The sequence below is a fragment of the Flavobacterium coralii genome, from assembly GCF_019891545.1.
In the GTDB taxonomy this organism is placed as follows: Bacteria; Bacteroidota; Bacteroidia; order Flavobacteriales; family Flavobacteriaceae; genus Flavobacterium; species Flavobacterium coralii.
Genome location: NZ_JAHDIU010000011.1, coordinates 17201 through 43600 on the forward strand (window position 1 = coordinate 17201; position 26400 = coordinate 43600).

Here is a 26400-nt window from a genome sequence, read left to right on the forward strand (position 1 = left end):
TATTTAGAATACTTTTAAATAAAACAAAAACTCTCTCAAAAATGCCTGTTTCTATAGTTTGGTTTAAAACCGATTTACGGCTTCATGATAACGAGGCGCTGGTGCGGGCTATACAGCAAAGCGACAGCGTTGTTCCTGTTTTCTGTATAGACGAAGGCCAGTTCGGCACGACTAAATTCGGCTTTAAGAAAACAGGCAGCTTCCGTGCACAATTCCTTTTAGAATCGCTTGCCGACCTTGATGCGCAATTGCGGCAGTATCAGAGCGGATTGGTAGTTGTAAAAGGAGTTCCCGAAGAAGAACTGCCACGCCTGGCCCGCCTGTATAACGCTAAAAAAGTATATGCTAAAAAAGAGGTAACCACAGATGAGAAGAAGCAGGAAGAAAGAGTAGCGGCAGCATTATGGAAACAGGGCTGCGTTGTGGAAACATTCAGCACCAGCACCCTTTACCATGCAGAGGACCTGCCGTTTCCGCTAAAGGGCATCCCTGATGTATTTACAACATTCCGCAAGAAGATAGAAAAAGAGGCGGGAATACGCCCGGTCTTTAAAAAGCCGGAGCACATACCAAGCCCGGTAATAGCGCCTTTAGAGCTACCTTCATTACAGGATCTTGGCCTTAAGCCGGCAGTTACCGATCCGCGTGGCGTGTTGCCGTTTAAAGGAGGTGAAACAGAAGGACTCAAAAGGCTCAATTATTATATTTTTGAACAGCAGGGCATTGCTACTTATAAAGATACCCGCAACGGTATGGTAGGAGCCGATTATTCGTCTAAATTTTCGCCGTGGCTGGCTATGGGCTGCCTTTCGCCGCGGGAGGTATATCATGAGGTTAAAAAATATGAAGAAAAGTTTGGTGCCAACAAAAGTACCTACTGGATGATTTTTGAGCTTTTGTGGCGTGATTACTTCCGGTTTATGATGAAGAAGCACCGCCAACGCCTCTTCCTGAAAGGCGGCATTAAAAACAAACCTGTTGGTGGTGGCTGCAATCCGGATGTCATCCAAAAATGGATAGATGGCGAAACGGGGCAGGACTTTATAGATGCCAACATGCGCGAGCTAAAGCTTACCGGTTATATGAGCAACAGGGGCAGGCAGAATGTGGCAAGCTATTTTTGCCACGACCTGGGGCAGGACTGGCGTTATGGCGCTGCCTATTTTGAAGAAATACTTATTGATTATGACCCATCCAGCAACTGGGGTAACTGGGCTTATATAGCCGGTGTGGGTAACGACCCGCGCGAAGAGCGCCAGTTTAACCCGCAAAAGCAGGCATCTGATTATGATGCCGACATGAGTTACAGGAACCTTTGGCTTAACAACAAATAGTACTATGGCAAATACTGAAAGAGATTTTACGATAGCGGAAATTGACCGTATAATAGAAATGGCATGGGAAGACCGTACCCCGTTTGATGCTATTGAATACCAGTTTGGGCTTACGGAGGATAAAGTAAAAGCCCTGATGAAGCGTGAACTAAAGCCATCGAGCTACAGGCTGTGGCGCACCCGCGTAGAAAACTGTAAAACCAAGCATGCCAAAAAACGCAGCGAAGAGATTGGCCGTTTTAAATGCAGCCGTCAGCGCAGTATAACAGGTAATAAAATAAGCAAGAGGTAACATCTTTTAATTTTTTTAGCTTTTGTTGAAGGTTTACCACCATTTGCTTTAACTAAATTTGTAGTATAAACCTTTAAAGCTATGGCTACATTTTTATTTGCAGGCGCATCATCTGCAATGGCTGTGCAAACTGCACAATTATTAAAAGAACAGGGACACAACGTAATTGGCATCTCCACCAAAGATGATAACGGAAAGTATGACGGCTGGCACAAAGTAGATAACTATTCCTTTGGCAGTTTCCCTGCTATTGATGCGGTTATAGACGGTGTTGCTTATTTTCCCGGAACTATCAACCTGAAGCCGTTTAACCGCATCAGCAAACAGGACTTTGAAAATGATTATGCTGTTAGCGCGCTGGGTGCTGCAGCGTTTGTACAGGCCTATTTGCCTAACCTCAAAAAAAGTGAAGCCGCATCTGTAGTGTTTATAAGTACGGTTGCAGTACAGACAGGTATGCCGTTCCATGCTTCTGTAAGCATGGCAAAAGGCGCGCTGGAAGGGCTTACACGCTCGCTTGCGGCTGAGTTTGCACCAAAAATTCGAGTAAACTGTATAGCGCCTTCTTTAACCGATACTCCTCTTGCCGAGAAGTTATTAGGCTCTGCCGAAAAAACGGAAGCGGCAAAAAACAGGAATCCGCTAAAAATTGTGGGTAACCCTTTAGATATAGCAAATGCCGCTGCTTTCCTGCTAAGTGATACTTCGCGCTGGGTTACCGGGCAGGTACTTGCTGTAGATGGGGGTATGAACAAATTAAGGCTGCTTTAGTAAACCTTTGGCAGCCTTTATTGTTGTAGTTACAGTAGGGGGTTGTGTTATTCAGAAACGGCTTCCGCTGTTTCGGCTTCAGTACTTGTTTCTTCTTCCGTAAGTTCTTCCGCTTCGGCAATTATCTCAAGGTCGGCCTCGTTAATAAAACGTATGTTTTTGTAGCTTACCTCTAAAAGCTTACCGGTTTGTGTATCTTCTACCAGGCCGAAAAACTGTTCTTTACCTTTGCCATTGGTTGTTGTGCCCCAGGCATGGAACAAACCTATTTTCTTTTTGGTTTTAGAAGTTGTTTTCTTCGTTTTCTTTGATTTGCTTTTTTCTGTAACGGTGTACTCTACAAGCCTTAAGTCTTCTTTAATCATGATGCGTAAATTAATGTATTAACGATAAGTTAACGCAAAATTAACATAGGTAAATTTAATTTCCTGAGTTTCAATGTTAAGTTTTTATGTGTAGGCGAAAACTTAACATTGGAGAGGTTAGAATATTGATAGCCAGCAATAAGCAAAATAAATACGAGCGATTTAAAACTGGTATATTTTATCTGGTGTAACGCAAATCGTCAGCGGAATATCAGTAGGATTATTTGGTATGGTTTTTTGTTCTGCGTCAAAAAAGCTTAACCCCACTTTCAATACATCTTTACGGCATTGCGATAAAAACCGGTCATAAAATCCTTTGCCATAGCCGGCACGGTTGCCATAAATATCAAAGGCAAGCATGGGTATAAAAACCACATCAAGCATTTGCGGCGGCACTTCCAGCCCGTTTGCGGGCTCAGGTATGCCATATTTGTTTTTTACCAGCCGGGTATTATCGGTAAGCAGGTAGTGCTTCATGGAGTAGTCGCTAAAGTTGGATTTTGATACTACAATTTCCTTATCCTTTCCTGAAAGTATATGTAATATCAAATCAGTATGCACCTCTTTCTGTTCCTCAATTGTAAGGAAAACATGGTAATAGGTTTTATCCCATATGGGCAACTTCAGCAGGTTGTTGGCAATGGCAAGGCTTTTTTCTTCTACGGCTTCCAGGGTAAGTTCTTGCCTCCTGCTGCGGTATTTTTGCCTTAACTCTTTTTTGTCCATACAATAATCAGCTAATAATTTAGAACCAGAAGCCCACACTAAACCAGGTATGGTGCTTGTTGGTTTCGGGTGACCAGCTGTGCTTAATTTCGATTGGGCCAATAATGGTTTCCATGCCATAACCCACTGCATACCCGCTGTATTGCGGGATAGAGAGTATCTCGCCTTCCTCAAAAAGGTTTTCCCCAATATTGGCAAAGTTAGCACTTACGTTGAGGTGGTTTTTACGTACAAACTCCCAGTCAAGCGTACCCATAGCCTTCAGGTAGCTGTTGCCTGATATGCTCAGAAAATCATAACCGTAAAAATGGCGGAAGTTATTTATCATATAATAACCGTAACCACCCAGCACAAAATCGAAAAAGTTAACGGTTTCCTCCCCAACGGTAAGTCCTGTTTCTGCCTGAAATTCAAATGTAACGTTACGGCGCAGCCTCTTTGCCGTTCCCATTTCGGCTTTTACCATACTAAAAGGGGTAAACATGCCTGTATAATTACTGGATGAAAGGTACCACTTTGCCTCCCCTGCAAAAAACCATCCTTCGTCAGGAAAGTAGCGGTTGTCATACGAATCAAACTTCAGGTAGGTATAAGCAGAAAAATAATCACTGTTATCAAACACGTTAAACTCGTTATCGGTTATTGTTTCTGATTTTATTTTAAGGTGCTTTAGCTCAAGGCCGCCACCCAGCATAAATTTTTGGGCAAATATGGTTTGTATGTAAGCCTGTTGCGTGTGGTCGGTAAAATCTACATTAACAGAACTGATGCCAAGTTGTCCTGCAAGTTCTCCGGCAGTCAGGTCGGCATCCAGGTTACGGTTAAAATTATTGAGTGCAGAGCGTAGCCCGTAACTTATATGGAAACCGTTGTCAATATAATAATTGAACATGTACCGGAAGTTATCGCCCAGTATCACATCAAGCGAGGCAACATCGTTACGTTTCAGCAGTTTTTTTTGCGTAAGGTTTACTAAAACGCCGCTTTTATATAAACCGTCATAATGCAGCCCGAACTTAAGGTAGCGGTTTACAGGGTTCTCTGTAAGCTTCAGGCTTAGGATGTCACCATTAGCGCCTTCATCAAAGCAATATGAAATGCTGTTAAAGTTTTGAGTGGCATTCAGGTTGCTGATTCCCTGGGTAAATTTTTCGTACGATATTTTTGTTCCGGGCTTAAAGTTTAGCTTACCAATCACGTAGCTCTTGGTATAGTTGTTAAGCCCTTTTATATTAAATTTCTCTACCAGTACCGAGTCTGTGGCTTGTATAGGCTTACGCTCTACAGGGCTGCCTGTGCCAAGCGCTTTTAGGCTTTCCAGTATCATCCGTGCTGATTCTTCGCCCTCATCAATTATCTGCTGGCCCTCATCAAAAGATATTACCGTATAGCTCGAAATATCCGGTTTTATATAAATGTCGGTAGCTTTGCGCTTTTCCTCCATTTTTTTAATCATCTGGTAGTTGTTAATCTGTACCAGTACGCCGGTTGCACCCTTTATCTGGGTACGGTCTTTAAGCCCGTCCTGCACATCTACCCCAATAATAATGTCAGCGCCCATTTTGCGTACTTCCTCTATAGGATAGTTATTGGTAACCCCACCGTCTATAAGCAGCCTGCCGTCAATCTCTACCGGATAGTATAAAGAGGGGAAGGCACCGCTTGCCAGTATGGCATCGGGCAGCACGCCGTTGCGCAGCACTACCTCTTCGCCTGTTTCAATGTCGGTAGCAATACAAACAAACGGGATAGGCAGGCAGTCAAAATCGCGTATGTGCCTCACATGGTCGGTAAGGCGGTTAACTGTTGTATAGTTATATAGGCCCTTTGATATTGCCGTAGGGAAACCAAGCTTAAAATCTTTAAACGGTAATGCAAGCGCATAGAGCTCATCATTGCGCTTTTCAAAAAAGTTTTTGCTGCCGCGTGGGGTATAATCCTGTATGAGGGCATCGGCATCAAGCGAATTAAAAATAGAGTCGAGTTCAGTCGCCGAATAGCCTGCTGCATACAGGCCGCCCACAATGGCACCCATGCTGGTGCCGCCAATGTAATCTACTTTAATACCCGCTTCTTCCAGAACCTTAAGCACACCAATGTGTGCAAGCCCTTTTGCACCGCCACCACTTAGTACCACCCCTATTTTTGGCCTGTCGGCATCCTGTTCCTGTGCGGAAACACTGCAAAAAAACAGTAAGCAAACTAACAGGAGGGTGGGGGTTTTCATCAGTTGGGCTGCGTTTTGTAATATTCTGTTATCTTTTTAGCTTTCGTGGGGCCAATCACTTTTGCAATATCTTCTTCGGCTGCTTCCTTTAAACGCTTAACCGACTTAAATTGTTTCAGCAGCGTTACCATTGTTTTTTCACCTATGCCGGGTATGCTCTCCACCGATGTTTGCAAAGCACCTTTGCTGCGTTTGTTGCGGTGGTGCGTTATGCCGAATCGGTGCGCCTCATTACGTAAATGTTGTATCACCTTTAGCGTTTCCGACTTTTTGTCGAGGTACAGCGGCACAGGGTCTTCGGGGTAAAAGAGTTCTTCCAGCCTTTTTGCGATGCCTAATATAGTGATTTTACCACGCAAACCCAACGCTTCGAGGCTCTTTAATGCCGAACTTAACTGGCCCTTGCCACCATCTATAATAATCAGTTGCGGCAGGGGTTCGTTTTCATCAAGCAGCCTGCGGTAACGGCGGAAAACCACCTCTTCCATACTGGCAAAGTCGTTAGGCCCCTCAACAGTTTTAATGTTAAAATGGCGGTAGTCTTTCTTGCTTGGCTTGCCGTCTTTAAACACCACACAGGCACTAACCGGGTTGGTACCCTGTATGTTACTATTATCAAAACATTCTATATGGCGCGGCTCTTCGGGCAGGCGCAGGTCCTGCTTCATCTGTGCCATAATGCGTTTGGTGTGGCGGTCGGGGTCGGTAATCTTTATCTGCTTTAGCTGGTCCATACGGTAAAAACGGGCATTACGCTCGCTCAGGTCCAGTATTTGTTTTTTGTCGCCGAGTTTGGGTACGGTTACTTTTATATTTTCGCCCAGGTCAATTTCATAGGGCACAAGTATTTCCCTACTGCGCAGGTTAAAACGCTCGCGAAGTTCTACCACGGCAATTTCCAAAAGCTCTTCATCGGGTTCATCCAGCTTCTTTTTTATTTCCATAGTGTGCGAGCGCACAATAGCCCCGTGGCTTACCTGTATAAAGTTGACATAAGCCATGCTTTCATCGCTTATAATGCTGAAAACATCAAGGTTGCTTATACGCGGATTAAACACAGTGCTGCGTGCCTGGTAGCTTTCCAGCACGTCTATCTTTTCTTTTATTTTCTGGGCTTCTTCAAAGCGCATATCGGCAGCCAGCTCCTGCATCAGTTTTTTAAAATCGCGCAGGCTGTCTTTAAAGTTGCCTTTTAATATTTCGCGGATTGCATCTACATGGCGCTGGTATTCGGCAAGCGGTTCATTGCCTTCGCAGGGGCCTTTGCAGTTGCCTATGTGGTACTCCAGGCAAACTTTATATTTACCCGATTTTATGTTGGCTTCATTAAGGTCGTAGTTGCAGGTGCGCAACGGGTACAGCTCTTTTATAAGGCTCATGAGTGTATGGACCGTTTTAAAAGAGGTGTAAGGCCCGAAATACTCAGAGCCATCCTTTATGACATTCCGGGTATGGAACACGCGTGAGAAAGGCTCTTTTTTGATGCACATCCAGGGGTAGCTCTTATCATCTTTAAGCAGCACATTATAGCGTGGCTGCAGCTTTTTGATGAGATTGTTCTCAAGCAACAGTGCCTCGCTCTCGGTAGGTACAACAATGTGCTTAACGCGGGCAATTTTGCGCACCATAACGCGGATGCGCCCGCTCTCGTTAACCTTATTGAAATAGGACATTACCCTCTTTTTAAGGTTCTTTGCCTTGCCTACATACAGCAGCTTATCATCTTTATCAAAATACTGGTACACACCCGGGCTGTCGGGTAGTGTTTGTATCTGAAGTTCTAAAGGCGTTTGCATACTACAAAGTTAGTGACAAAGTTTTATTGGCTAATGGGTAAATTCAAATTTTAAGAAGACGAAGGATGCAGGATGTCCGATGTCTGGTGTCTGGCGTCTGATGCTGTTGTTTCCATTCCGACCGAAACGGGAGAACCTAAATAAGTTGAGATTTCTCACTTCGCTTTGCTGCGTTCGAAATGGAAAGTGTTAATTGCTTCCATTCCGACCGCAGTGGAAGAATCCGAATAAGCTTGAGATTCCTTACTTTGCTTAGTTCAAAAATGGAAAGTGTCATTGTTTCCATTCCGACCGGAGCGGAGGAATCTAAATAAGCTGTAGAGATTTCTCAACTTCGCTTTGCTGCGTTCGAAATGGAAAAGAACCATTAACTGATAACCATACCTCTTATTACCAACTGTGAAGCCTATTTTATATCTTTACACCACCAGTAAAACAAACCTATGGCTCACAGGAATATAACCATTCTCGGCGAAACCGTAATGCCCGGCGAAAGCAAAACGATTAACATGGAAATTGCAAGGCTACATACCATGAGCCGCCTTAAGGTGCCTATTATTATAGAAAGGGCAAAGCTTGACGGCCCTGTAGTGCTTTTTACGGCTGCCCTGCACGGCGACGAGATTAACGGTACCGAGATAGTGCGCCAGATTATTGTAAGAAAAATCAATAAGCCAAAGCGTGGTACTATTATCTGTATCCCGGTTATTAATATTTTCGGATTTGTAAACAAAAGCCGTGAGTTTCCTGACGGGCGCGACCTTAACAGGGTTTTCCCCGGCAGCCAGCGCGGTTCGCTTGCCTCGCGCTTTGCCTGGCACCTGCTGAAAGAGGTTCTGCCTAATGTGGATTATTGCATCGATTTTCACGCAGGGGGTGCGAGCCGCTTCAATGCTCCGCAAATCCGTATCGTGCCCAACAACCCAGACCTGAAACACCTTGCTGATATTTTTAATGCTCCATTTACCCTATACAGCAAAAACATTACAGGCTCGTTCCGTAATGCATGCGGTAAGCTGGGGGTAAAAATATTACTGTTCGAAGGCGGTAAATCGCTTGATTTAAACCAGGAGGTAACCCAGGAAGCGGTTCGTGGTGCCAAGCGGGTACTGCACCACCTTGATATGCTGAACCCCAAAAAGAATGTAAAACACCCGGAGCGCAATACGGTTTACATAGAACGCTCGGCGTGGGTGCGCGCTAATTTTTCGGGATTACTGCAAAACCCAACGCCTGCCGGTAAGCTGGTTCAAAAGGGAGAGATTATTGCCTGTATTACAGATCCGTTCGGTAAGTTCGAGCATACGGTTAAAGCGCCCTACAGCGGCTATATCATTAACAGTAACGATGCCCCGATAGTATATCAGGGCGACGCTATTTTTCATATTTCGCAAAAGCTTGTTTAGGCTATACCAACTTTCGGAGGGACATCACTACACCCATGTGCACGCCTTCATGAAAGTTGTTGAACTCCAGCCCTTCTTTTGCGCTGCGCAGGGTGTAGCCAAACTCGGTAGTATATTCTTTATACCCGGTAAAAATGCCGTTATTAAAGTCCTGTTCGGTTTTATCTACAGTGGTAAACAGTAGCTCTTTTAATTCATTTATTTCTGCCTGTGTAGCATCGCGTTCCGGCTTTGTGCCGCGCATATAGCTCTTAGCCATTTCTTCGCTAATCATCATCGGCAGCCCCGAAAGCGAATATACAATGCGCTGCTGTGTTACCACTATGTGCGCTATGTTCCAGTATATGTTATTGTTAAACCCTTCGGGTACTTTGTTAAGCTGCTCCGGGGTATAATTGTCAAGAAACCTTAAATACAGTTCCCGGCTTTTGCGCAACACGCTGAATGTAGTTTGCATAAGATAGATTTTATAAGATAAAAGTAAGTAATTCCTGTAAAGTTTGCAGCAATTATAATTAGTAAAGTTTTAGTGTTATAAATACCTTTGCACTTTACAACAGAAGCCTTAGTAATGAAAACCATATTTTACCTGAAAACCTGCGATACCTGCAAGCGCATATTAAAATCGTTACCAAATACAGACGGATTTGATTTACAGGACATAAAGACAAATCCTATAACTGCCGCACAGCTTGAAGAATTGAGAGGGCTGGCCGGGAGTTATGAGGCGCTTTTCAGCCGCAGGGCTACCCTGTACAAAGAGCGAGGGCTAAAAGACCAGCAACTTACCGAGGAAGATTATAAAAACCTGATACTGGAGCATTACACCTTTTTGAGCCGGCCTGTTATTGTAGATGCGGATACCATTTTTATAGGTAACAGCAAAGCCGTAACCGAAGCTGCCATAGCACACCTGGGTAATGAGTAAGCGTAATTTTGCCCTTGCTGCCGCCACACTGGTATCAGTTATATATGGTGTAACGTTTACCATTGCCAAAGATGTAATGCCTGCCTACATTAAGCCTTTTGGGTTTATAGTGCTGCGGGTTGGTGTTTCGGCAGTTTTGTTCTGGGTGGCCGCACTTTTGGTAACCCGCCAAAAAATCGCCTTAGCCGATTTTCCGCGAATTGCCGCTGCCGCACTGTTTGGCGTAGCACTTAATATGCTCACTTTTTTTGAAGGGTTAAGCCTTACATCGCCCATTATGGCTTCGGTACTAATGGTAACCACGCCTATAATTGTTTTGGTGCTATCAGCTATAATAATGCGCCAGCGTATTGTGAAGCGCAGGGCGGCAGGCATACTGCTGGGGCTTGTGGGTACTGTTATGCTAATATTATATGGTAAGAGTGTCGGCAATGCGCAAAACGCGTTGTGGGGTAATTTCCTGGTGTTTGTAAATGCGGTAAGCTATGGCCTGTACCTAATCCTGGTAAAAAAGCTGATGGACAAATACAATGCTTTTGCTTTTGTAAAATGGATATACCTCTTTGGTTTTATCATGGTACTGCCTTTCGGGTGGACACAGGCAGAGGCGGCTGATTTTAGCGCAATGCCTTTAGATATTATCCTTAAAACAGCATTTGTGGTGGTAATCTCTACCTTTCTTACCTATCTGCTCAACCTGCTGAGCATGAAAGAGCTTAAGCCTACAACCGTTGCGGTTTTTATTTATTTGCAGCCACTTTTTGCCACCCTGTTTTCTATCGGGCTTGGTAAAGACAGCCTTGATGTGGTTAAGATACTCTCGGCGTTACTGATATTCGGCGGGGTTTACCTTGTCAGTATCAAGCCAAAGGATAAGAATGTGGCATAATTGATTTGAAAATGAGCCAATTTGGAAATTTGAAAATTTGAAAATATCAGTTTTGGCTTCCATTCCGACCGAAGTGGAGGGATATGTATAATTTTCAAATAGGCTCATTTTCAAATTTTCAAATCCTTCGGGCTGCACTACACTTAAAATCCCCCACAAATTTTTGTAACTTTGTGCCTTTAAATTTTTTGCATGATACAATCCATGACGGGGTTTGGCAAAGCTTCTATGCAACTGCCCAACAAAAAAGTTACTGTAGAAATTAAGTCGCTAAACAGCAAAGGGCTCGACCTGAATGTGCGTATGCCCTCTGCCTTCAGGGAGATGGAACTTAGCCTGCGAAACCGCGTGGCACAAAAGCTGGAGCGCGGTAAAATAGACCTTTCCATTTTTGTTGAGGTAACCGGCGAAGAAACATCGAGTAAGGTTAATGTGCCGATAGTAAAAGCCTATATAAACCAGCTTAGGGAAGTAGTGGCTGGCGACCAGACAGAATTATTGAAGATGGCAGTACGTATGCCGGATGCCCTTAAAACTGAGCGTGAGGAAATTGATGAAAAGGACTGGGCGCAGATTGAAGAGGTTATAGAGCAGGCGCTTGTAAACATTAACAGTTTCAGGGTGACGGAAGGCATTGCGCTTGAAAAGGAATTTTTAGTACGCATCTCTAATATCATGTCGCTTATGAAGCAAACAGTTGCCTATGACAGCGAGCGAATAGAAAACGTAAAGAACAGGCTGCAAAATGCTATAAACGAGCTACAGGTAAATGTAGATGAGAACCGCTTTGAGCAGGAGCTTATTTACTACCTCGAAAAGATGGATATTACCGAAGAGAAAGTACGCCTCGAAAATCACCTTAACTATTTCATGGAAACTCTTGCCGGGAATGAGGCCAACGGGCGCAAGCTGGGCTTTATAACCCAGGAAATGGGCCGCGAAATAAACACTATGGGCAGCAAGGCCAATCATGCCCAGATGCAAAAGCTCGTGGTACAGATGAAGGATGAGCTGGAAAAAATAAAGGAACAGGTACTTAATATTTTATAGCTGTTTGCTTTCAGCTTTTAGCTGTTAGTAAATGCAGGGTAATTACAACACAGAATAACTACTAATAGCTGAAGGCAGAGCGCTGAAAGCTGACAACACACAATGAAAGGTAAATTAATTGTATTCTCGGCGCCGTCTGGTTCGGGTAAAACCACTATAGTGCGGCACCTGCTGGCACAGCCCGAGCTTAACCTTGAGTTCAGCATCTCGGCAGCTACAAGAAGCCCGCGCGGAGAGGAGCAGGACGGCAAAGACTACTACTTTATGAGCATACACGAGTTTAAAAAGCACATAAAGGCAGAAGACTTTGTAGAATGGGAAGAGGTGTATCGCGACAACTTTTACGGCACTCTTAAAAGTGAAGTTGAGCGTATATGGGCTATGGGCAAGAACGTAATTTTTGATATTGATGTCGCCGGTGGCCTGCGCATTAAGCGCAAGTTTCCTGAAGAAACACTTGCTGTTTTCGTAAAGCCGCCAAGTATTGATGAACTTAAAATAAGGCTGAAGAACCGCAGTACAGAAAGTGATGATAAAATTAATATGCGTATCGCAAAAGCATCGGTAGAGCTGGCAACAGCCCCGCAGTTTGATACCATCATTAAAAATTATGACCTTGATACCGCCAAGGCAGAAGCCTATGAGCTGGTAAAGAACTTTATATCATAAACGAATTTTTACAATAAATACTAAAGCCGCCTGTAAACCTTGTTTTTGGATAAGGCTACAGGCGGCTTCTACATTTTTTTCTTTTAGCGTTGTAAAAGAAAATATCGTAAAAATTGCCTAAAACAACAGGTAAAAATTAAATTTTTACGATATTTGTTACATGAATTCGCAATGGCAGGGTTTATTAAGCTACTTAAAATTCCTCATCAAAAGAAATCCGGAATGAGGGACGGCACTACTATTGCCGCACGTTATGTTTAATTAATAAATTTCTATTATGCCTATATATCACAAACTTGGAGAATTTCCCCAAAAAAGGCACGTACAGTTTCGCAAACCCGATGGCGGGCTTTATTATGAGCAGCTTTTCGGTACAGAGGGCTTTCACGGCCACTCATCTTTGCTATACCAGGTGCACAGGCCCACTCAGGTAAAAGAGATACTTAAATCTTATTCGGTAGAGCCTGAAATTGCTATAGATAAGAATATTAAGTCATTACTGCTTAAAGGTTTTGAGCTTAAGCCGGAAGATGACTTTTTAGACAGCCGCAAAACCATGCTGGTTAACCGCGACTGTGCCATTGGCCTTGCTGCCCCGCGCAAATCGCTTCGCACCTATTTTTATAAAAATGCCGATGCTGATGAGATGCTTTTCATTCACAAAGGCACGGGTACGCTTCGCACTTTTATGGGTAATATACCTTTTGAGTATGGCGATTACCTTATCATACCACGCGGTATGATTTACCAGATAGATTTTGATACCGAAGATAACCGTATTTTTTATGTAGAGTCGGTTGCGCCGTTATATACGCCTAAGCGTTATAAAAACTCAAGCGGCCAGCTACTGGAACATTCTCCTTTCTGCGAGCGCGACTTTAAGCTGCCGCAGGAACTGGAAACTTATGACGAAAAAGGCGATTTTGTTATCAAGATAAAAAAAGAGGGCATGCTGCACGAGGTAGTATATGCTACGCACCCGTTTGATGTAATAGGGTGGGATGGCTATAACTATCCTTACAGCTTCAGTATCCATAACTTTGAGCCAATTACCGGCAGGGTACACCAACCGCCTCCGGTACACCAAACGTTTGAAACACCTGCATTTGTAGTGTGTTCTTTCTGCCCGAGGCTTTATGATTATCACCCGCTTTCTATACCGGCACCATACAACCACAGTAATATAGACAGCGATGAGGTGCTGTATTATGTAGATGGTGACTTCATGAGCCGCAATAATATCGAGCAGGGACATATAACCCTGCACCCTAAAGGCATACCGCACGGCCCTGCGCCCGGAGCTACAGAGCGCAGCATAGGCCAAACCGTAACACAGGAGCTTGCCGTAATGGTAGACACCTTCCGCCCGCTTATGGTAACAAAAGAAGCTATGGGCTTAGATGATGGCCAGTATTACAAAAGCTGGGTAGAGTAAGTATTAAATATTAAATTAGTCAATAATGCTAACTGCCTGTCAGTGTCACAGCGTCAGTTAAAGAAAATATAAATAAAATGAGCAAAGAAGTTAAAAGTGTAGAATACGGACTCGAAAAAATATTTGAGGGCGCACAGGATTTCCTTCCGCTTTTAGGAACAGATTATGTAGAATTTATTGTGGGTAATGCCAAGCAGGCTGCCCATTATTATAAAACGGCTTTCGGTTACCAGTCACTGGCCTATGCAGGCCTTGAAACCGGTGTAAAAGACCGTGCAAGTTATGTACTTAAGCAGGATAAGATACGCATAGTGCTTACCACGCCGCTAACAGCAGATTCGCCGCTTAACGACCATATTGTTAAGCATGGCGACGGTGTTAAAGTAGTAGCCCTTTGGGTAGAAGATGCCCGCAAGTCTTTTGAAGAAACAACAAGCCGTGGCGCAAAGCCTTATATGGAGCCAACGGTAGAAAAAGACGAATTTGGTGAGGTAGTACGCGCGGGTATTTATACGTATGGCGAAACCGTGCACATGTTTGTAGAGCGTAAAAACTATAACGGTGTGTTCCTGCCGGGCTTCCGTGAGTGGAAGAGCGACTATAACCCCGAGCCTACCGGGCTTAAGTATGTAGACCACATGGTGGGCAACGTGGGCTGGAACGAAATGAATACCTGGGTTAAGTGGTATGAAGAGGTTATGGGCTTTGTAAACTTCCTGAGTTTTGATGATAAGCAGATTAATACCGAATATTCTGCATTGATGAGTAAGGTAATGAGCAATGGCAACGGACGTATAAAATTCCCTATCAATGAGCCTGCTGAGGGTAAAAAGCGCTCCCAAATTGAGGAATATCTTGATTTCTATGGCGGCCCGGGCGTGCAGCACATAGCCATTGCTACCGATGATATCATTAAAACGGTTTCAGACCTTAAATCAAGGGGTGTTGAGTTCCTTTCGCCACCGCCACACACGTACTATGAAGCAGTGCCGGAAAGGCTGGGCGAACACATGAGCATCATGAAAGAAGATATTGCTGTTCTTGAAAAGCTGGGTATTATGGTAGATGCCGATGAAGAAGGCTATTTACTGCAGATTTTTACCAAGCCGGTAGAAGACAGGCCAACACTTTTCTATGAAATAATACAGCGTATGGGTGCCCGTGGCTTTGGTGCCGGTAACTTTAAGGCACTGTTTGAAAGCATAGAGCGTGAACAGGAGTTGCGTGGAACGCTATAAAAGCGCCTGATTTTTGCACATAGTTAAATTTTAAACCAATTTGTAAACTGTTTTTTGAGGATAATGTGTTAAAGTAAAATTTTTGCATACAAATTCTCAATAATGTGAATACATTTGCACTCGCAAAAAAGGAGGTGCTGACACATTAAATTTTTTGTGGTAAATTTTTCATAATTTATAGTTTTTTGGTTGGTTAATAGCATAAAAACCCGGTCATACTTTTGACTGGGTTTTTTTGTTTTCTTATTTTTGGAACAGTAATTGCTTTTATTGCCGTAAAACACCCAAAAAACAAAAATTTACTATGAAAAAATTATTGGTAATCTTATTTCTGCTGGCGTCGGTAAGTGCTGTACCGCAACGCGCTTTCGATACCGGAGAATATTTTAAGTTCCGCATTCATTACGGCATTGTAAATGCAGGCTATGCCACACTCGAAGTTAAGGAAGCAACCCGCAGCGGCAAAAAAGTGCACCATGTGGTTGGTAAGGGCTATACTACAGGTATGACAAAATTCTTCTTCAAGGTAGAAGACCTTTATGAAAGCTATTTTGATAAAATAACAGGCCAGCCTTACCAATTTGTAAGGAAGATTGACGAGGGCGGCTATACTAAAAACCAGGAAGGTTTTTTTAACCAGGGTAGCAATACCGTGCTGGTTAAAGACTACAAAAACAAGAAGCAGAAAACATTCAGCGTGCCCGAAAATGTTCAGGATATCGTTTCAACATTTTATTACCTGCGCAACCACCCGGATGTGGACAAGCTAAAAGTGGGTGAATCTATATCTGTAGATATGTTTTTTGATGATGAAACCACAAAATTTAAGCTCAAATTCATTGGCAGGGAAAATATATCTACTAAATTTGGCACAGTATCAGCCATGATATTCAGGCCCTATGTTCAGGCCGGCCGGGTGTTTAAGGAAGAAGAGAGTTTAACAGTCTGGATTTCAGACGACAAAAATAAAGTACCTTTGCGCATAAAGGCCAGCCTCGCAGTGGGTTCGCTTAAGGCTGACCTTGAGGAATACAGAGGATTAAGTCATCCTTTTAATGCAAAATAACAGGCAAATGGAGTTAACCACCCCAATCCTTGATAAGCTTAATGCACTTGATGAGAAATTCAGGGATATTAACCAAAAAACAGAAACACATCTTGAAGGCCTGCTTTGGGCCAAACCTATAACCTATTGGGATTATATACAAACCGATGCGCTGCTTAACCTTCAGATACAGCGCACCACGCTGCCTGATGAAATGGTATTTATTATGTACCACCAGGTTAATGAACTGCTTTTTAAAATGATACTTTGGGAGGTAGAGCAGCTTTGCCATACCGAACAGCCTGAAACCGTCTATTTTACAGAAAAGCTGATGCGCATTAGCCGCTACTTTGATATGCTTACCACTTCTTTTGATATTATGAAAGAAGGGATGGAGGTAGAGCAGTACATGAAGTTCAGAAACACACTTACACCTGCAAGTGGTTTCCAAAGCGCGCAGTACAGGCTTATTGAGTTTGCCAGTACAGATCTTATAAACCTTATAGATTACCGCTACCGCGCCACGATAGACCGCAATACACCCTATGAGCACGCCCTGGAACACCTGTACTGGCAGGCAGCCGGTAAAGACTACAAGACAGGTGAAAAAACCTATCTGCTAAAAGAATTTGAAAGGAAATATAAGGGCGAGTTCCTGCGTTTTATGGAAGAGTATAACACCATAAACATCTGGAGGAAATTTAAGCAACTGCCGCAGGAAGCGCAGAATGATGCCATGCTGGTAAAAGCCATGCGCCATTATGACTATACAGTAAATGTTACTTGGGTTATGGGACATTACAATGCCGCAAAAAAATATATTGAAAGTGCCAGCGGCCCGCAGGAGGCTACAGGCGGCAGCGACTGGAAAAAGTATATGCACCCAAAATACCAGAGAAGGATATTTTTCCCCGAGTTATGGACAGAAGAAGAACTGCGCACATGGGGCGAAAATGTATAACCGAATAAACAGCCGAAATTGAAGTATTTTACTGCCATATTACTTATATTAACTTTAATAGCCTGTAATAAAGAGGAAGAACAAAAGATAAAGAAGCCCGTAGTAGCCAAAGAAAAAGTTGTAAAAGAGTTCGGCTTTATACTTAACGACTTTAAGGTAGAGCACGATACCATTAAAAGCGGCGATACTTTTGGCGGGCTGCTGCAGGAGCAGGGTTATGATGTAGCACAGGTGCACAATATAACCCAAGCCATACGCGACAGCTTTAACCTGAGGGATATACGTATCGGCAAACCTTACACATTACTAAAGAACAAAAAGAACCCCAATAACCTGGAGGTTTTTGTATATCAGGCCGACAGGCTCAGCTATTATGTGGTAGACTTTCGTGACAGTATTGCCAAAGCCTATAAAAAAACACGTCCACTCAGCATTAAGCGCAGGGTTATAGCCGCAACTATAGAAGGTTCCCTTGCCGAAACCATAAACAAGGCGGGTGCAGGGCCGGCACTTACACACGAGCTATCGGAAATATATGCATGGTCTATCGACTTCTTTAAGCTTCAAAAAGGCGATAAGTTTGCTGTTACGGTAAATGAGCGTTTTATAAGCGATACTGTTTATGCCGGTGTAGAAAGCATAGAAGCCGCTGTTTTTGAAACAAAGGGCGAAAAGAAATACGCATTCCCGTTTAAGCAGAACCCGGACGCAAAACGTGCTGATTATTATGACGATGAAGGCAAGGTGCTTAAAAGCATGTTCTTAAAAGCGCCGTTAAAGTTCAGCCGCATTACATCACGTTTTTCGCCAAAACGTTTTCACCCTGTACAAAAAAGGTGGAAGGCACATAACGGTACTGATTATGCCGCACCAACAGGAACGCCTATTATGACAACCGCAACAGGCACTGTAATAGAAGCGGGATACAGCTCCGGTAACGGTAACTATGTAAAAGTAAGGCACAACGGCACTTATACCACCCAGTACCTGCACATGAGCAAGATAAAAGTGAGGAGGGGGCAGCACGTTCAGCAGGGCGATGTAATCGGCCTTGTGGGGAGTACAGGCCTTGCAACGGGCCCGCATGTTTGTTACCGCTTCTGGAAAAACGGTGTGCAGGTCGACGCATTAAAGCAAAGGCTGCCAAGCTCTCTGCCAATGGAGGCTAAATACAAGCCCCAGTTTATGGCGCAGATGGAGCCGCTGAAAAAAGAATTAGACAGCATCTATAACATCACATTCAAAAATTAACCTATGGCATTACAAAATACCAATCCGTCCGGTACCGCTGCATGGCAGGCATTGCGGGAACATTTTTCGGAAATGCAATATGCATCCATGCAGGAAATGTTTGCTGCCGACAGCAGCAGGAGCGAGAAATTCCACATTAAGTGGAATAATTTTTTGGTAGACTATTCCAAGAATATCATCAACGAAAAAACGGCATTGCTTTTACAGGGCCTGGCAAAAGAGGTAGATCTTGCAGGAGCTATTGAGAGTTATTTTGGCGGGGAGGCTATAAACCGTACTGAGAACCGTGCGGTACTGCACACTGCACTGCGGGCACTTGAAAATGCAGATATAAAAGTTGACGGGCAAAATGTAATGCCCGAGGTATATGCCGTTAAAAACAAGATAAAACAGTTTACTGATGAGGTTATAAGCGGCAGTCGTAAAGGCTACACAGGCAAAGCTTTTACCCATGTTGTAAATATTGGTATAGGGGGTAGCGACCTTGGCCCGGCAATGGTGGCAGAGGCACTTGCTTATTACAGCAACCACCTTGAGGTACGTTTTATATCTAACGTGGATGGTGACCATGTGATGGAAAGCCTTAAAGGGCTAAACCCGGAAACAACACTTTTTGTAATAGTATCTAAAACGTTTACCACACAGGAAACCCTTAGCAATGCCGAAACAGTGCGCGAATGGTTTTTGAAGCATGCATCGCAGCAGGATGTAGCGAAGCATTTTGTGGCGGTAAGCACCAACATAAGTAAAGTAACCGGTTTTGGCATAGCCGAAGAAAATATATTCCCGATGTGGGACTGGGTTGGCGGGCGTTTTTCATTGTGGAGCGCCGTAGGCCTTAGTATAGCGCTTTCGGTAGGGTTTGATAATTTTGATAACCTGCTGAAAGGTGCGCATGAGATGGATGAGCATTTCCGTACTGCACCGCATGAAGAGAACATACCGGTAGTGCTGGCATTGTTGAGCATTTGGTACAACAACTTTTTCAGTGCCGAAAGCGAAGCGCTGATACCATACACACAATACCTGCAAAAACTGGCTCCTTACCTGCAGCAGGGCATTATGGAAAGCAACGGTAAGAGTGTGGGCCGCGATGGCAACCCCGTAAATTACCAGACCGGTACTATTATATGGGGAGAGCCGGGTACTAACTCTCAACACGCTTTTTTCCAGCTGATACATCAGGGCACAAAGCTTATCCCAACTGATTTTATAGGGTTTGCACAGCCATTGCATGGTAATACAGACCATCATGACAAACTGATGTCGAACTTTTTCGCACAGACTGAAGCCTTGCTTAATGGTAAAACTGATACACAGGTTAAGGCTGAGTTTGAAAAACAGGGCATAAGCGGGGAGAAAGCAGCGTTTTTACTGCCATTTAAGGTTTTCAGGGGCAATAAGCCTACCAATACTCTTTTGATAGATAAGCTTACACCGCAAACCTTAGGCAGCCTTATAGCGCTTTACGAGCATAAAATATTTGTTCAGGGTGTTATATGGAATATCTTTAGTTATGACCAGTGGGGTGTAGAGCTTGGCAAGCAGCTTGCTAACTCTATTCTTGATGAAATCAACACCGGCGAAGTAAAAGAGCACGACAGCAGTACCTCATTTTTACTGAAAGAATACTTAAGTAAAAAATAGTTTTTTAACGCCAATATATTATAAGCCCGCTGTAACAGTGGGCTTTTTTATTTGTTATCCAGGTGTACGAAAATCCGGTTTGTTTTGCAACCTTAAGGGTTTAAAAAAGGTTTAAACTTAATTAAACGTAACGTTTATTTCTTTGTAAGAATACTTCCGTTTTTTTAAGTAAGGGTAAGCTAACGGTCAAACTTCGGTAAAAAATATCCCTCTTAAACTTAGCTTAACTTTACAATGCTATGCATGCATCAAATTTGCCGCAAAACCTAAAATAACACTCTGAAAAATGACAAATTTTACTCGAATTTTGTTTTCGGTTTCCATGATGCTGATCGGCGTTTTTGCAATGGCTCAGGAAACCATTACCGGTACAGTTACCGATGGGCAGATGCCCTTACCCGGCGCATCTATTACCGTAACAGGTACTATGGATAGTGCCACAACTGATGTAAACGGTATGTTTACATTACAAACAAGTTCTTTGAGCGGCGAACTGACTATTTCTTACTTGGGCTTTAACAGCCTTAAGCTGCCTTTTACAATCAATCCCGGGCAACAGCTAAACATTGGTACTATTAACCTTACAGAGAACTCTGAAGAGCTGGAAACCGTTGTAATTATAGGGCGTGGTGTAATTGACCTTGAGCAGGACAGGAGAACGCCTGTTGCCGTGTCTAACATCAGCCAGAGGGAAATTAAGCTGAAATCGGGTAACCAGGAATTTCCGGAGGTTATGAAAAATACGCCATCTGTATATGTGGCAAGCCAGGCGGGAGGTTATGGCGACTCTAAAATGTATGTACGCGGTTTTGACCAGACCAATACGGCATTCCTTTTAAATGGTCAGCCAATAAACGGTATGGAAGACGGTAATATGTACTGGAGTAACTGGAGCGGTATGACCGATGTTGCAAATTCGGTACAGGTGCAAAGGGGTCTTGGTTCATCTAAACTTGCCATATCTTCTGTGGGAGGTACGGTAAACATCGTTACTAAAGCTACCGATTTCCGCCAAGGCGGTTTTGCGCAGTCAATAATCGGTAATGATGATTATCAGAAAACAACTCTTTCTTACAACACTGGCCTAATGGAAAATGGCTTTGGCTTTAGCGCCATGCTTACTAAGTGGAGCGGCGATGGCTACAACCGTGGTACTTTTGGTGAGGGTTATAACTATTTTATATCTTTAGGTTATAAGCCTAACGACCAGCACCTGTTTAACTTCCTTGTGTTTGGTGCGCCACAGTGGCACGACCAGAACTTTACTAAACCAATTGCCGATTACCTTAAATTCGGAAGGAAGTATAACAACAACTACGGTTTTCTGGATGGTGATTACCTGTCTGAAAGGAGAAATTACTACCACAAGCCGGTGCTTAACCTTAACTGGGACTGGAACATAAACTCAGCAATGGAACTGTCATCAGTATTATATGCCTCATATGGACGCGGAGGCGGTACCGGTAACTGGGGTAACGGCAGGGTGCGTACAGCAGATGGCCATGTAGATTTTAATACCATCCGCGATAACAACATGATGCTTCCCGGAATGATTGGTACTGAAAGCAGGGAAGCCGGTGAAAGGGCTTATGCTATCCGTAACTCGGTTAACAACCATGCATGGTATGGGCTTGTGTCTAATTTTAACCACAGGGTAAACGATAACTTTAGCTACAACGCCGGATTGGATGTGAGGACATATAAAGGAACCCACTACAGGGAAATATCGAACCTGTTAGGACTTAATGGTTTCCGTGTAGATAACAATGTGCAGTATCCTGACGGTTATGTTGTAACAGAAACGTTCAGTGCAAACCCGTGGAGTGCTTTTACCAATGATCCTGCCGATAACCAGAAGGTTAATTATGATTATGACGAAAGAATTAGCTACGGTGGTATTTTCGGACAGGCAGAATATGCAACTGATATGTTCTCGGTATTTATACAGGGTTCGGTATCTACACAATCGCACATCCGTTGGGACAGGTTTGGCTATACAGAAGCAGAGGAAGAATCTGACAGGGTAAGCAATACTGGCTTTAATATTAAAGGTGGCGGTAGTTTTAACATCAATGAGCAGAATACCATTTTTGTTAACGCCGGCTATTACAGCAAGCAGCCATACCACGATAATATTTACCTTAACTTTGGTAATGATGTTAACCCGCTTACCGAGAACGAAAAAATTACAGGTATAGAAGCCGGTTACAGGTTTAAAAGCCAGTACTTAGACATTAACCTTGATGCCTACAGGACAAGCTGGAAGGACAGGGTTACTACCGAAAGTGATATTGCCGACCAAGGTGAAGCAGTACTTTATATAAACAACTCAGGGCTTAGCCAGTTGCATACCGGTATAGAACTTAGCTTTATGGCAAGGCCTTTAGAGCAGCTTGACGTGAGGGGATTTGCATCTTTAGGTAATTGGGAGTATGATGACGATGTTTACATCAGGGTATTTGATGAAAACCAGAACCTGGTTTCTGACGGGCAATTTACCATAAATGATGAGCCTGTAATTGGTGAGCAGATACAGGATGTAGATGGCAGCAAAGTAGGCGGCGGTGCGCAAACTACTATAGGCCTTGGCGCTATTTACAGGATTACTCCTAACTTCTCTATAGATACTGACTGGAGGACGTATGATAACCTGTATGCACAGGCGGTAGTTAAAGAAAATCTGGAATTGCCATCTTACGATCTTGTAGATGCAGGTGTTACTTATACCATGAAGTTTGTTAAGAGCTCGCTTACCTTCAGGCTTAACGTAAACAACGTTTTTGACGAAGTGTATATTTCAGAACTTACCTCTGCCATACCGGTTGAAGAGAGTGCTGAAACTTACAAAGGCATAAATGTAAACAACTTCGGTTTCTTTGGTAACGGAAGGACATGGAACTTCGGGATGAGGTTTAATTTCTAAAAAGAATAAATTTTTAAAGTTAGTTTTGTTTCATACAGGTTGTTGATATTGCCCCCCGGCAAGTCGGGGGGTAATTTTTTAATCATATTCAGCAAATTATGTTACGTTCTATTTCATAAATACTTATTTTTGCCAATAACCGAAAACTGAAATATTTATGGATGCATATCAGTCAGTACTCGCCCTGCACTCTTACTGGGCATTTGCAACATTAGGATTACTGCTTATTGCACTGCTTAATTCTTTCGCAGGCTTAAGCGCAAAGAGGCCATTCCTGAAAAGGGACAGGCAGATAGCACTGATAGCGCTAACCTTTACGCACATACAGTTTTTACTGGGTATGGTGCTGTATTTCCTTTCACCAAAGCTTGAGGCTGCCAAAGCAGCAGGAATGGGTGCGGTAATGAAAGACAGCAACCTTAGGCTTTTTGTGGTAGAGCACCCGCTTACTAACATTATAGCTGTTATACTGATAACAATTGGCTGGAGCGGTCACAAAAAAGCTGCCGAAAGCCCTGCCAAATTTAAAAGGCTTGCCTATTTATATGCTTTAGGATTCATACTGCTTTTAAGCAGGATTCCGTGGAGCCAGTGGTTAAACTAACAGCATATAAGCCCTTTTAAGGGCTTTTTGCTTTTTGTATAATTTTACAGATGCAGGAAGTATGAAAAAATGTTTATATGTTAGCATTGCAGTGTTTGGCGTAGCAGCGCTACTAAGCTTTACGCAACAAGAATCGGGTAGCAGCATAGCTGAAGTCAGCATCTCTGCGAAAGCAACAGCAGTTGCAGACACCGCTAAAACAGCCCCGGTTGCTGCCGCAAAAGAGGTTAAGCTGAAGCCCTACAAAAAAAATGTACTGGCAACTTATTATGCCGATAAGTTTAACGGGCGTAAAACCAGCAGCGGTGAGCGGTTTGACAATAAAAAATATACCGCCGCCCATATGAAGCTGCCCTTCGGCACTATGGTACGTGTTACTAACGAGGCCAACGGCAAATGGGTAGATGTAAAAGTGAACGACCGTGGCCCGTATAACAAAAAACTCGAAATAGACCTTACCAAAAAAGCTTTTATGGAAATAGCTTCCAATAAAAGTTCCGGTACTTTTAAGGTTAAAATTGAAATTATAGAAACTAAATAAGTATTACTAGTACTACCAATGGCTAAACGCGTTCTTATTGTTTTTGTTACTGCCTGCCTGCTTGCTGCCTGTTCATCATCACGCAGGGGTACATCGGCATCCGGTTCTTTTTCTGTTTACGACAAAAAGGCCGTAGCCTGTTACTATCATGATAAATTCAATGGCAGGAAAACCGCCAGCGGAGAAAAATTCAGTAACAGCAAATATACAGCAGCGCATAAAAAATTGCCATTCGGTACAAAGGTAAAGGTTACCAATAAAGCTAATGATAAATCAGTAATTGTTACCATAAATGACCGCGGGCCCTTTACCCGGGGCAGGGATATCGACCTTAGCAAAAAAGCCTTTATGGAAATTACAGATAATAAAAATCACGGAACACTTAACGTGATCATAGAAGTGGCTAAATAGCCACTTTTTTTTACCTGATTTTCGTTTACTCTATCCAAAACAGCATTTGAAGAATCTATAATGAATGTGATGTTTCATTATAGATTACTAAAACGTTATAGTTAAGAACACAGGTCCTATTAACAAATATTTAACTATTAAATTGGTTCGTTTAGTTCGGTAATAACCGAACTACGTAATATCTTTGCATGAAATTTAAGGACACAATGCAGGACATACAGAAAGAGAAAGAGGAATTGAGGGAAATGTTTGGCGTCCATTTCGAAAGGCAATATAATATTCCGCCATTGGCAGCCAGGATATTAGGAATCCTGATTATAGACAGTTGCAAAGCAGGGATAACATTTGAAGATTTGGTGGAACGAATGGGGGCAAGTAAAAGCTCTGTTTCTACCAGCGTTAACCTGTTGCTTAAAATGGGTAAGATACAATACTATACCCTTGCAGGCGACCGCAAGAAATACTTCCGCCCTTCACCGTTAAGCGAAAGGCTTGCCAGCTACATAAAAATGATTGAGCACGAAAAGCTGATTATAGAGCGTATGCTGGCTTACCGCGAAAAAACAGCATCATGCGATGCCGAGCTGTGTAACCTCGAAAACACCAAAGCCTATAAAGAGCATGTGCTGGAAGTGGAAAAGCTGCTGCTGAAAACCATTGCGAGGTTTAAGGAAATAGAAAAAAACAGAGATCAATTTAATAATCACAATCAGAATAACAGTTAACAAATGAAGAAGAGTAGTTTATTGGCACTTGTTGCCTTACTTATACTTTCGGCCTGCGGCAAAAAAGAAGAGCAGGCGCCCCAGGCGCAGGGCCCGGCTCCTTTTCCGGTGCAAACCGTAGCCAGGCAGGATGCCACCATTTATCAGGATTATACTGCCAACCTGGAGGGGCAGCAAAATGTAGAGATACGCCCGAAGGTTAATGGCTTTATCCAGAAAATTTATGTGGATGAAGGCGACCAGGTTAAAAAAGGGCAGTTGTTATTTAAGCTGGAAACCCAAACATTAAACCAGGATGCTGCTGCTGCAAAAGCCAGTGTAGATGCTGCACAAGTAGAGGTTGACAGGCTTAAGCCGCTGGTAGAGCGCAACATTATAAGCAATGTGCAGCTTGAAACGGCTAAAGCTAAACTTGCTCAGGCAAAAGCCGCTTACAGCAGCGTTGCCGCAAATGTGGGTTATGGTACAATAACTTCTCCCGTTAATGGTGTAATAGGCACCTTGCCTTATAAAGAAGGAGCGCTTGTAAGCAGCACTACAGAGATGCCGCTTACAACCGTTTCAGATTCGAAGGTGGTATATGCTTACTTTACCATGAACGAAAAGCAACTGCTCGATTTTTCGCGCACTTTTAAAGGGGCTACACTCCAGGAGAAACTTAAAAATGTACAGCAGGTAAGCCTTATACTGGTTGACGGCAGTGAGTATGAGTATAAAGGCAAACTTACAGCTGTTAGCGGTATTGTAGATCCAGTAACCGGTACAACAGAGTTCCGTGCCGAGTTTCCGAATCCTGAAAGTATCTTAAGGAGCGGAAGCAGTGGTGTGGTGCGCATTCCGGTAGAAAAGAATGAAGCCATACTGGTACCGCAAAACGCCGTTATGGATATGCAGGGCAAACAGCTTATTTATGTTGTGGGTAAAGACAATACTGTTACATCAAGGGTTATAGAAACAAGCACAACGGCAGGTAACAACTATATTGTTACAGGAGGCCTTGAGCCGGGCGAGGTATATGTAACCGCAGGCGCAACAAAACTTAAGGAAGGCCAGCAAATAGTGCCGCAGCAGGAAACTGCACAGCAGCAGGGCGCACCTGCTACAGACAGTACCGCAACAGCAAAGCCATCAGGCAATACTACTCAGCAAAAAAAATAAAAGTAACA

Annotated in this window: 25 protein-coding genes; 20 read left to right on the plus strand and 5 right to left on the minus strand. The window is 43.3% G+C overall.

What is annotated here, in order from left to right:
- The first annotated feature begins 41 nt into the window (after nt 1-41).
- The 3 genes from KJK34_RS13665 to KJK34_RS13675 all read left to right on the plus strand — a co-directional run bounded on the left by KJK34_RS13665 (nt 42) and on the right by KJK34_RS13675 (nt 2397).
- Nucleotides 42-1334: a DASH family cryptochrome gene (locus KJK34_RS13665; protein WP_223054455.1), complete on the plus strand. Its 1293-nt coding sequence runs from the start codon at nt 42-44 to the stop codon at nt 1332-1334.
- A gap of 4 nt (nt 1335-1338) precedes the next feature.
- The gene (locus tag KJK34_RS13670; protein ID WP_223054456.1) at nt 1339-1626 is read left to right on the plus strand and encodes a TIGR03643 family protein; all 288 of its coding nucleotides are present in this window, start codon (nt 1339-1341) and stop codon (nt 1624-1626) included.
- Nucleotides 1627-1707: 81 nt separating this feature from the next.
- The gene (locus KJK34_RS13675) at nt 1708-2397 is read left to right on the plus strand and encodes an SDR family NAD(P)-dependent oxidoreductase (protein ID WP_223054457.1); all 690 of its coding nucleotides are present in this window, start codon (nt 1708-1710) and stop codon (nt 2395-2397) included.
- Between the two features lie 47 nt (nt 2398-2444).
- On the opposite strand, the gene KJK34_RS13680 is transcribed toward KJK34_RS13675, so the two are convergent.
- The 4 genes from KJK34_RS13680 to uvrC form a co-directional block, all read right to left on the minus strand.
- Nucleotides 2445-2762, minus strand: a complete 318-nt coding sequence (locus KJK34_RS13680; RefSeq protein ID WP_223054458.1) for a hypothetical protein — start codon at nt 2760-2762, stop codon at nt 2445-2447.
- A 162-nt stretch (nt 2763-2924) separates the two neighbouring features.
- The gene (locus tag KJK34_RS13685; protein ID WP_223054459.1) at nt 2925-3488 is read right to left on the minus strand and encodes a 5-formyltetrahydrofolate cyclo-ligase; all 564 of its coding nucleotides are present in this window, start codon (nt 3486-3488) and stop codon (nt 2925-2927) included.
- Between the two features lie 19 nt (nt 3489-3507).
- Complete coding sequence (locus KJK34_RS13690; RefSeq protein ID WP_223054460.1) at nt 3508-5715, minus strand: patatin-like phospholipase family protein; 2208 nt, start codon at nt 5713-5715, stop codon at nt 3508-3510.
- Nucleotides 5715-7511 (minus strand): excinuclease ABC subunit UvrC, encoded by a 1797-nt coding sequence (gene uvrC, locus KJK34_RS13695; RefSeq protein WP_223054461.1) that lies wholly within the window; start codon nt 7509-7511, stop codon nt 5715-5717. Before uvrC ends, KJK34_RS13690 begins: the two co-directional genes overlap by 1 nt.
- Nucleotides 7512-7954: 443 nt before the next feature.
- On the opposite strand from uvrC, the gene KJK34_RS13700 reads away from it, so the two are divergent.
- Nucleotides 7955-8917: a succinylglutamate desuccinylase/aspartoacylase family protein gene (locus KJK34_RS13700; protein WP_223054462.1), complete on the plus strand. Its 963-nt coding sequence runs from the start codon at nt 7955-7957 to the stop codon at nt 8915-8917.
- A gap of 1 nt (nt 8918) precedes the next feature.
- Here KJK34_RS13700 and KJK34_RS13705 read toward each other — a convergent pair whose 3' ends face one another.
- Nucleotides 8919-9374: a DinB family protein gene (locus KJK34_RS13705; protein WP_223054463.1), complete on the minus strand. Its 456-nt coding sequence runs from the start codon at nt 9372-9374 to the stop codon at nt 8919-8921.
- Nucleotides 9375-9488: 114 nt separating this feature from the next.
- Here KJK34_RS13705 and KJK34_RS13710 point away from each other — a divergent pair, with 114 nt between their 5' ends.
- The 16 genes from KJK34_RS13710 (at nt 9489) to KJK34_RS13785 (ending at nt 26392) form a co-directional block, all read left to right on the plus strand.
- A complete protein-coding gene (locus KJK34_RS13710) occupies nt 9489-9845 on the plus strand; it encodes an arsenate reductase family protein (protein WP_223054464.1) in 357 nt (118 codons plus the stop codon).
- Nucleotides 9838-10734, plus strand: coding sequence for a DMT family transporter (locus KJK34_RS13715; protein WP_223054465.1), 897 nt, complete (start codon nt 9838-9840; stop codon nt 10732-10734). The genes KJK34_RS13710 and KJK34_RS13715 overlap by 8 nt, the downstream gene beginning before the upstream one ends.
- Nucleotides 10735-10926: 192 nt before the next feature.
- Nucleotides 10927-11784: a YicC/YloC family endoribonuclease gene (locus KJK34_RS13720; protein WP_223054466.1), complete on the plus strand. Its 858-nt coding sequence runs from the start codon at nt 10927-10929 to the stop codon at nt 11782-11784.
- Nucleotides 11785-11886: 102 nt separating this feature from the next.
- Nucleotides 11887-12453 (plus strand): guanylate kinase, encoded by a 567-nt coding sequence (gene gmk, locus KJK34_RS13725; protein ID WP_223054467.1) that lies wholly within the window; start codon nt 11887-11889, stop codon nt 12451-12453.
- Between the two features lie 277 nt (nt 12454-12730).
- Nucleotides 12731-13888 carry a homogentisate 1,2-dioxygenase gene (locus tag KJK34_RS13730; protein WP_223054468.1) on the plus strand — a complete coding sequence of 386 codons (1158 nt, stop codon included), beginning with the start codon at nt 12731-12733 and terminating at the stop codon, nt 13886-13888.
- A gap of 77 nt (nt 13889-13965) precedes the next feature.
- On the plus strand, nt 13966-15126 hold the full coding sequence (hppD, locus tag KJK34_RS13735; RefSeq protein WP_223054469.1) for a 4-hydroxyphenylpyruvate dioxygenase: 1161 nt from the start codon (nt 13966-13968) through the stop codon (nt 15124-15126).
- A gap of 304 nt (nt 15127-15430) precedes the next feature.
- Complete coding sequence (locus tag KJK34_RS13740; protein ID WP_223054470.1) at nt 15431-16192, plus strand: DUF3108 domain-containing protein; 762 nt, start codon at nt 15431-15433, stop codon at nt 16190-16192.
- Nucleotides 16193-16199: 7 nt separating this feature from the next.
- Nucleotides 16200-17132 (plus strand): tryptophan 2,3-dioxygenase family protein, encoded by a 933-nt coding sequence (locus KJK34_RS13745; protein WP_223054471.1) that lies wholly within the window; start codon nt 16200-16202, stop codon nt 17130-17132.
- Nucleotides 17133-17150: 18 nt separating this feature from the next.
- On the plus strand, nt 17151-18383 hold the full coding sequence (locus KJK34_RS13750; protein ID WP_223054472.1) for a peptidoglycan DD-metalloendopeptidase family protein: 1233 nt from the start codon (nt 17151-17153) through the stop codon (nt 18381-18383).
- Nucleotides 18384-18386: 3 nt separating this feature from the next.
- On the plus strand, nt 18387-20030 hold the full coding sequence (gene pgi, locus KJK34_RS13755; protein WP_223054473.1) for a glucose-6-phosphate isomerase: 1644 nt from the start codon (nt 18387-18389) through the stop codon (nt 20028-20030).
- 286 nt (nt 20031-20316) lie between these two features.
- Nucleotides 20317-22953, plus strand: coding sequence for a TonB-dependent receptor (locus KJK34_RS13760; protein WP_223054474.1), 2637 nt, complete (start codon nt 20317-20319; stop codon nt 22951-22953).
- A 157-nt stretch (nt 22954-23110) separates the two neighbouring features.
- Entirely contained in the window at nt 23111-23557 is a 447-nt protein-coding gene (locus KJK34_RS13765) for a hypothetical protein (RefSeq protein WP_223054475.1), read from the plus strand.
- 61 nt (nt 23558-23618) lie between these two features.
- Nucleotides 23619-24098, plus strand: coding sequence for a septal ring lytic transglycosylase RlpA family protein (locus KJK34_RS13770; protein ID WP_223054476.1), 480 nt, complete (start codon nt 23619-23621; stop codon nt 24096-24098).
- A gap of 18 nt (nt 24099-24116) precedes the next feature.
- Nucleotides 24117-24509 (plus strand): septal ring lytic transglycosylase RlpA family protein, encoded by a 393-nt coding sequence (locus KJK34_RS13775; protein WP_223054477.1) that lies wholly within the window; start codon nt 24117-24119, stop codon nt 24507-24509.
- A gap of 188 nt (nt 24510-24697) precedes the next feature.
- Entirely contained in the window at nt 24698-25234 is a 537-nt protein-coding gene (locus KJK34_RS13780) for a GbsR/MarR family transcriptional regulator (protein ID WP_236937659.1), read from the plus strand.
- Nucleotides 25235-25237: 3 nt separating this feature from the next.
- Nucleotides 25238-26392, plus strand: a complete 1155-nt coding sequence (locus tag KJK34_RS13785; RefSeq protein ID WP_223054478.1) for an efflux RND transporter periplasmic adaptor subunit — start codon at nt 25238-25240, stop codon at nt 26390-26392.
- Nucleotides 26393-26400: the final 8 nt, after the last annotated feature.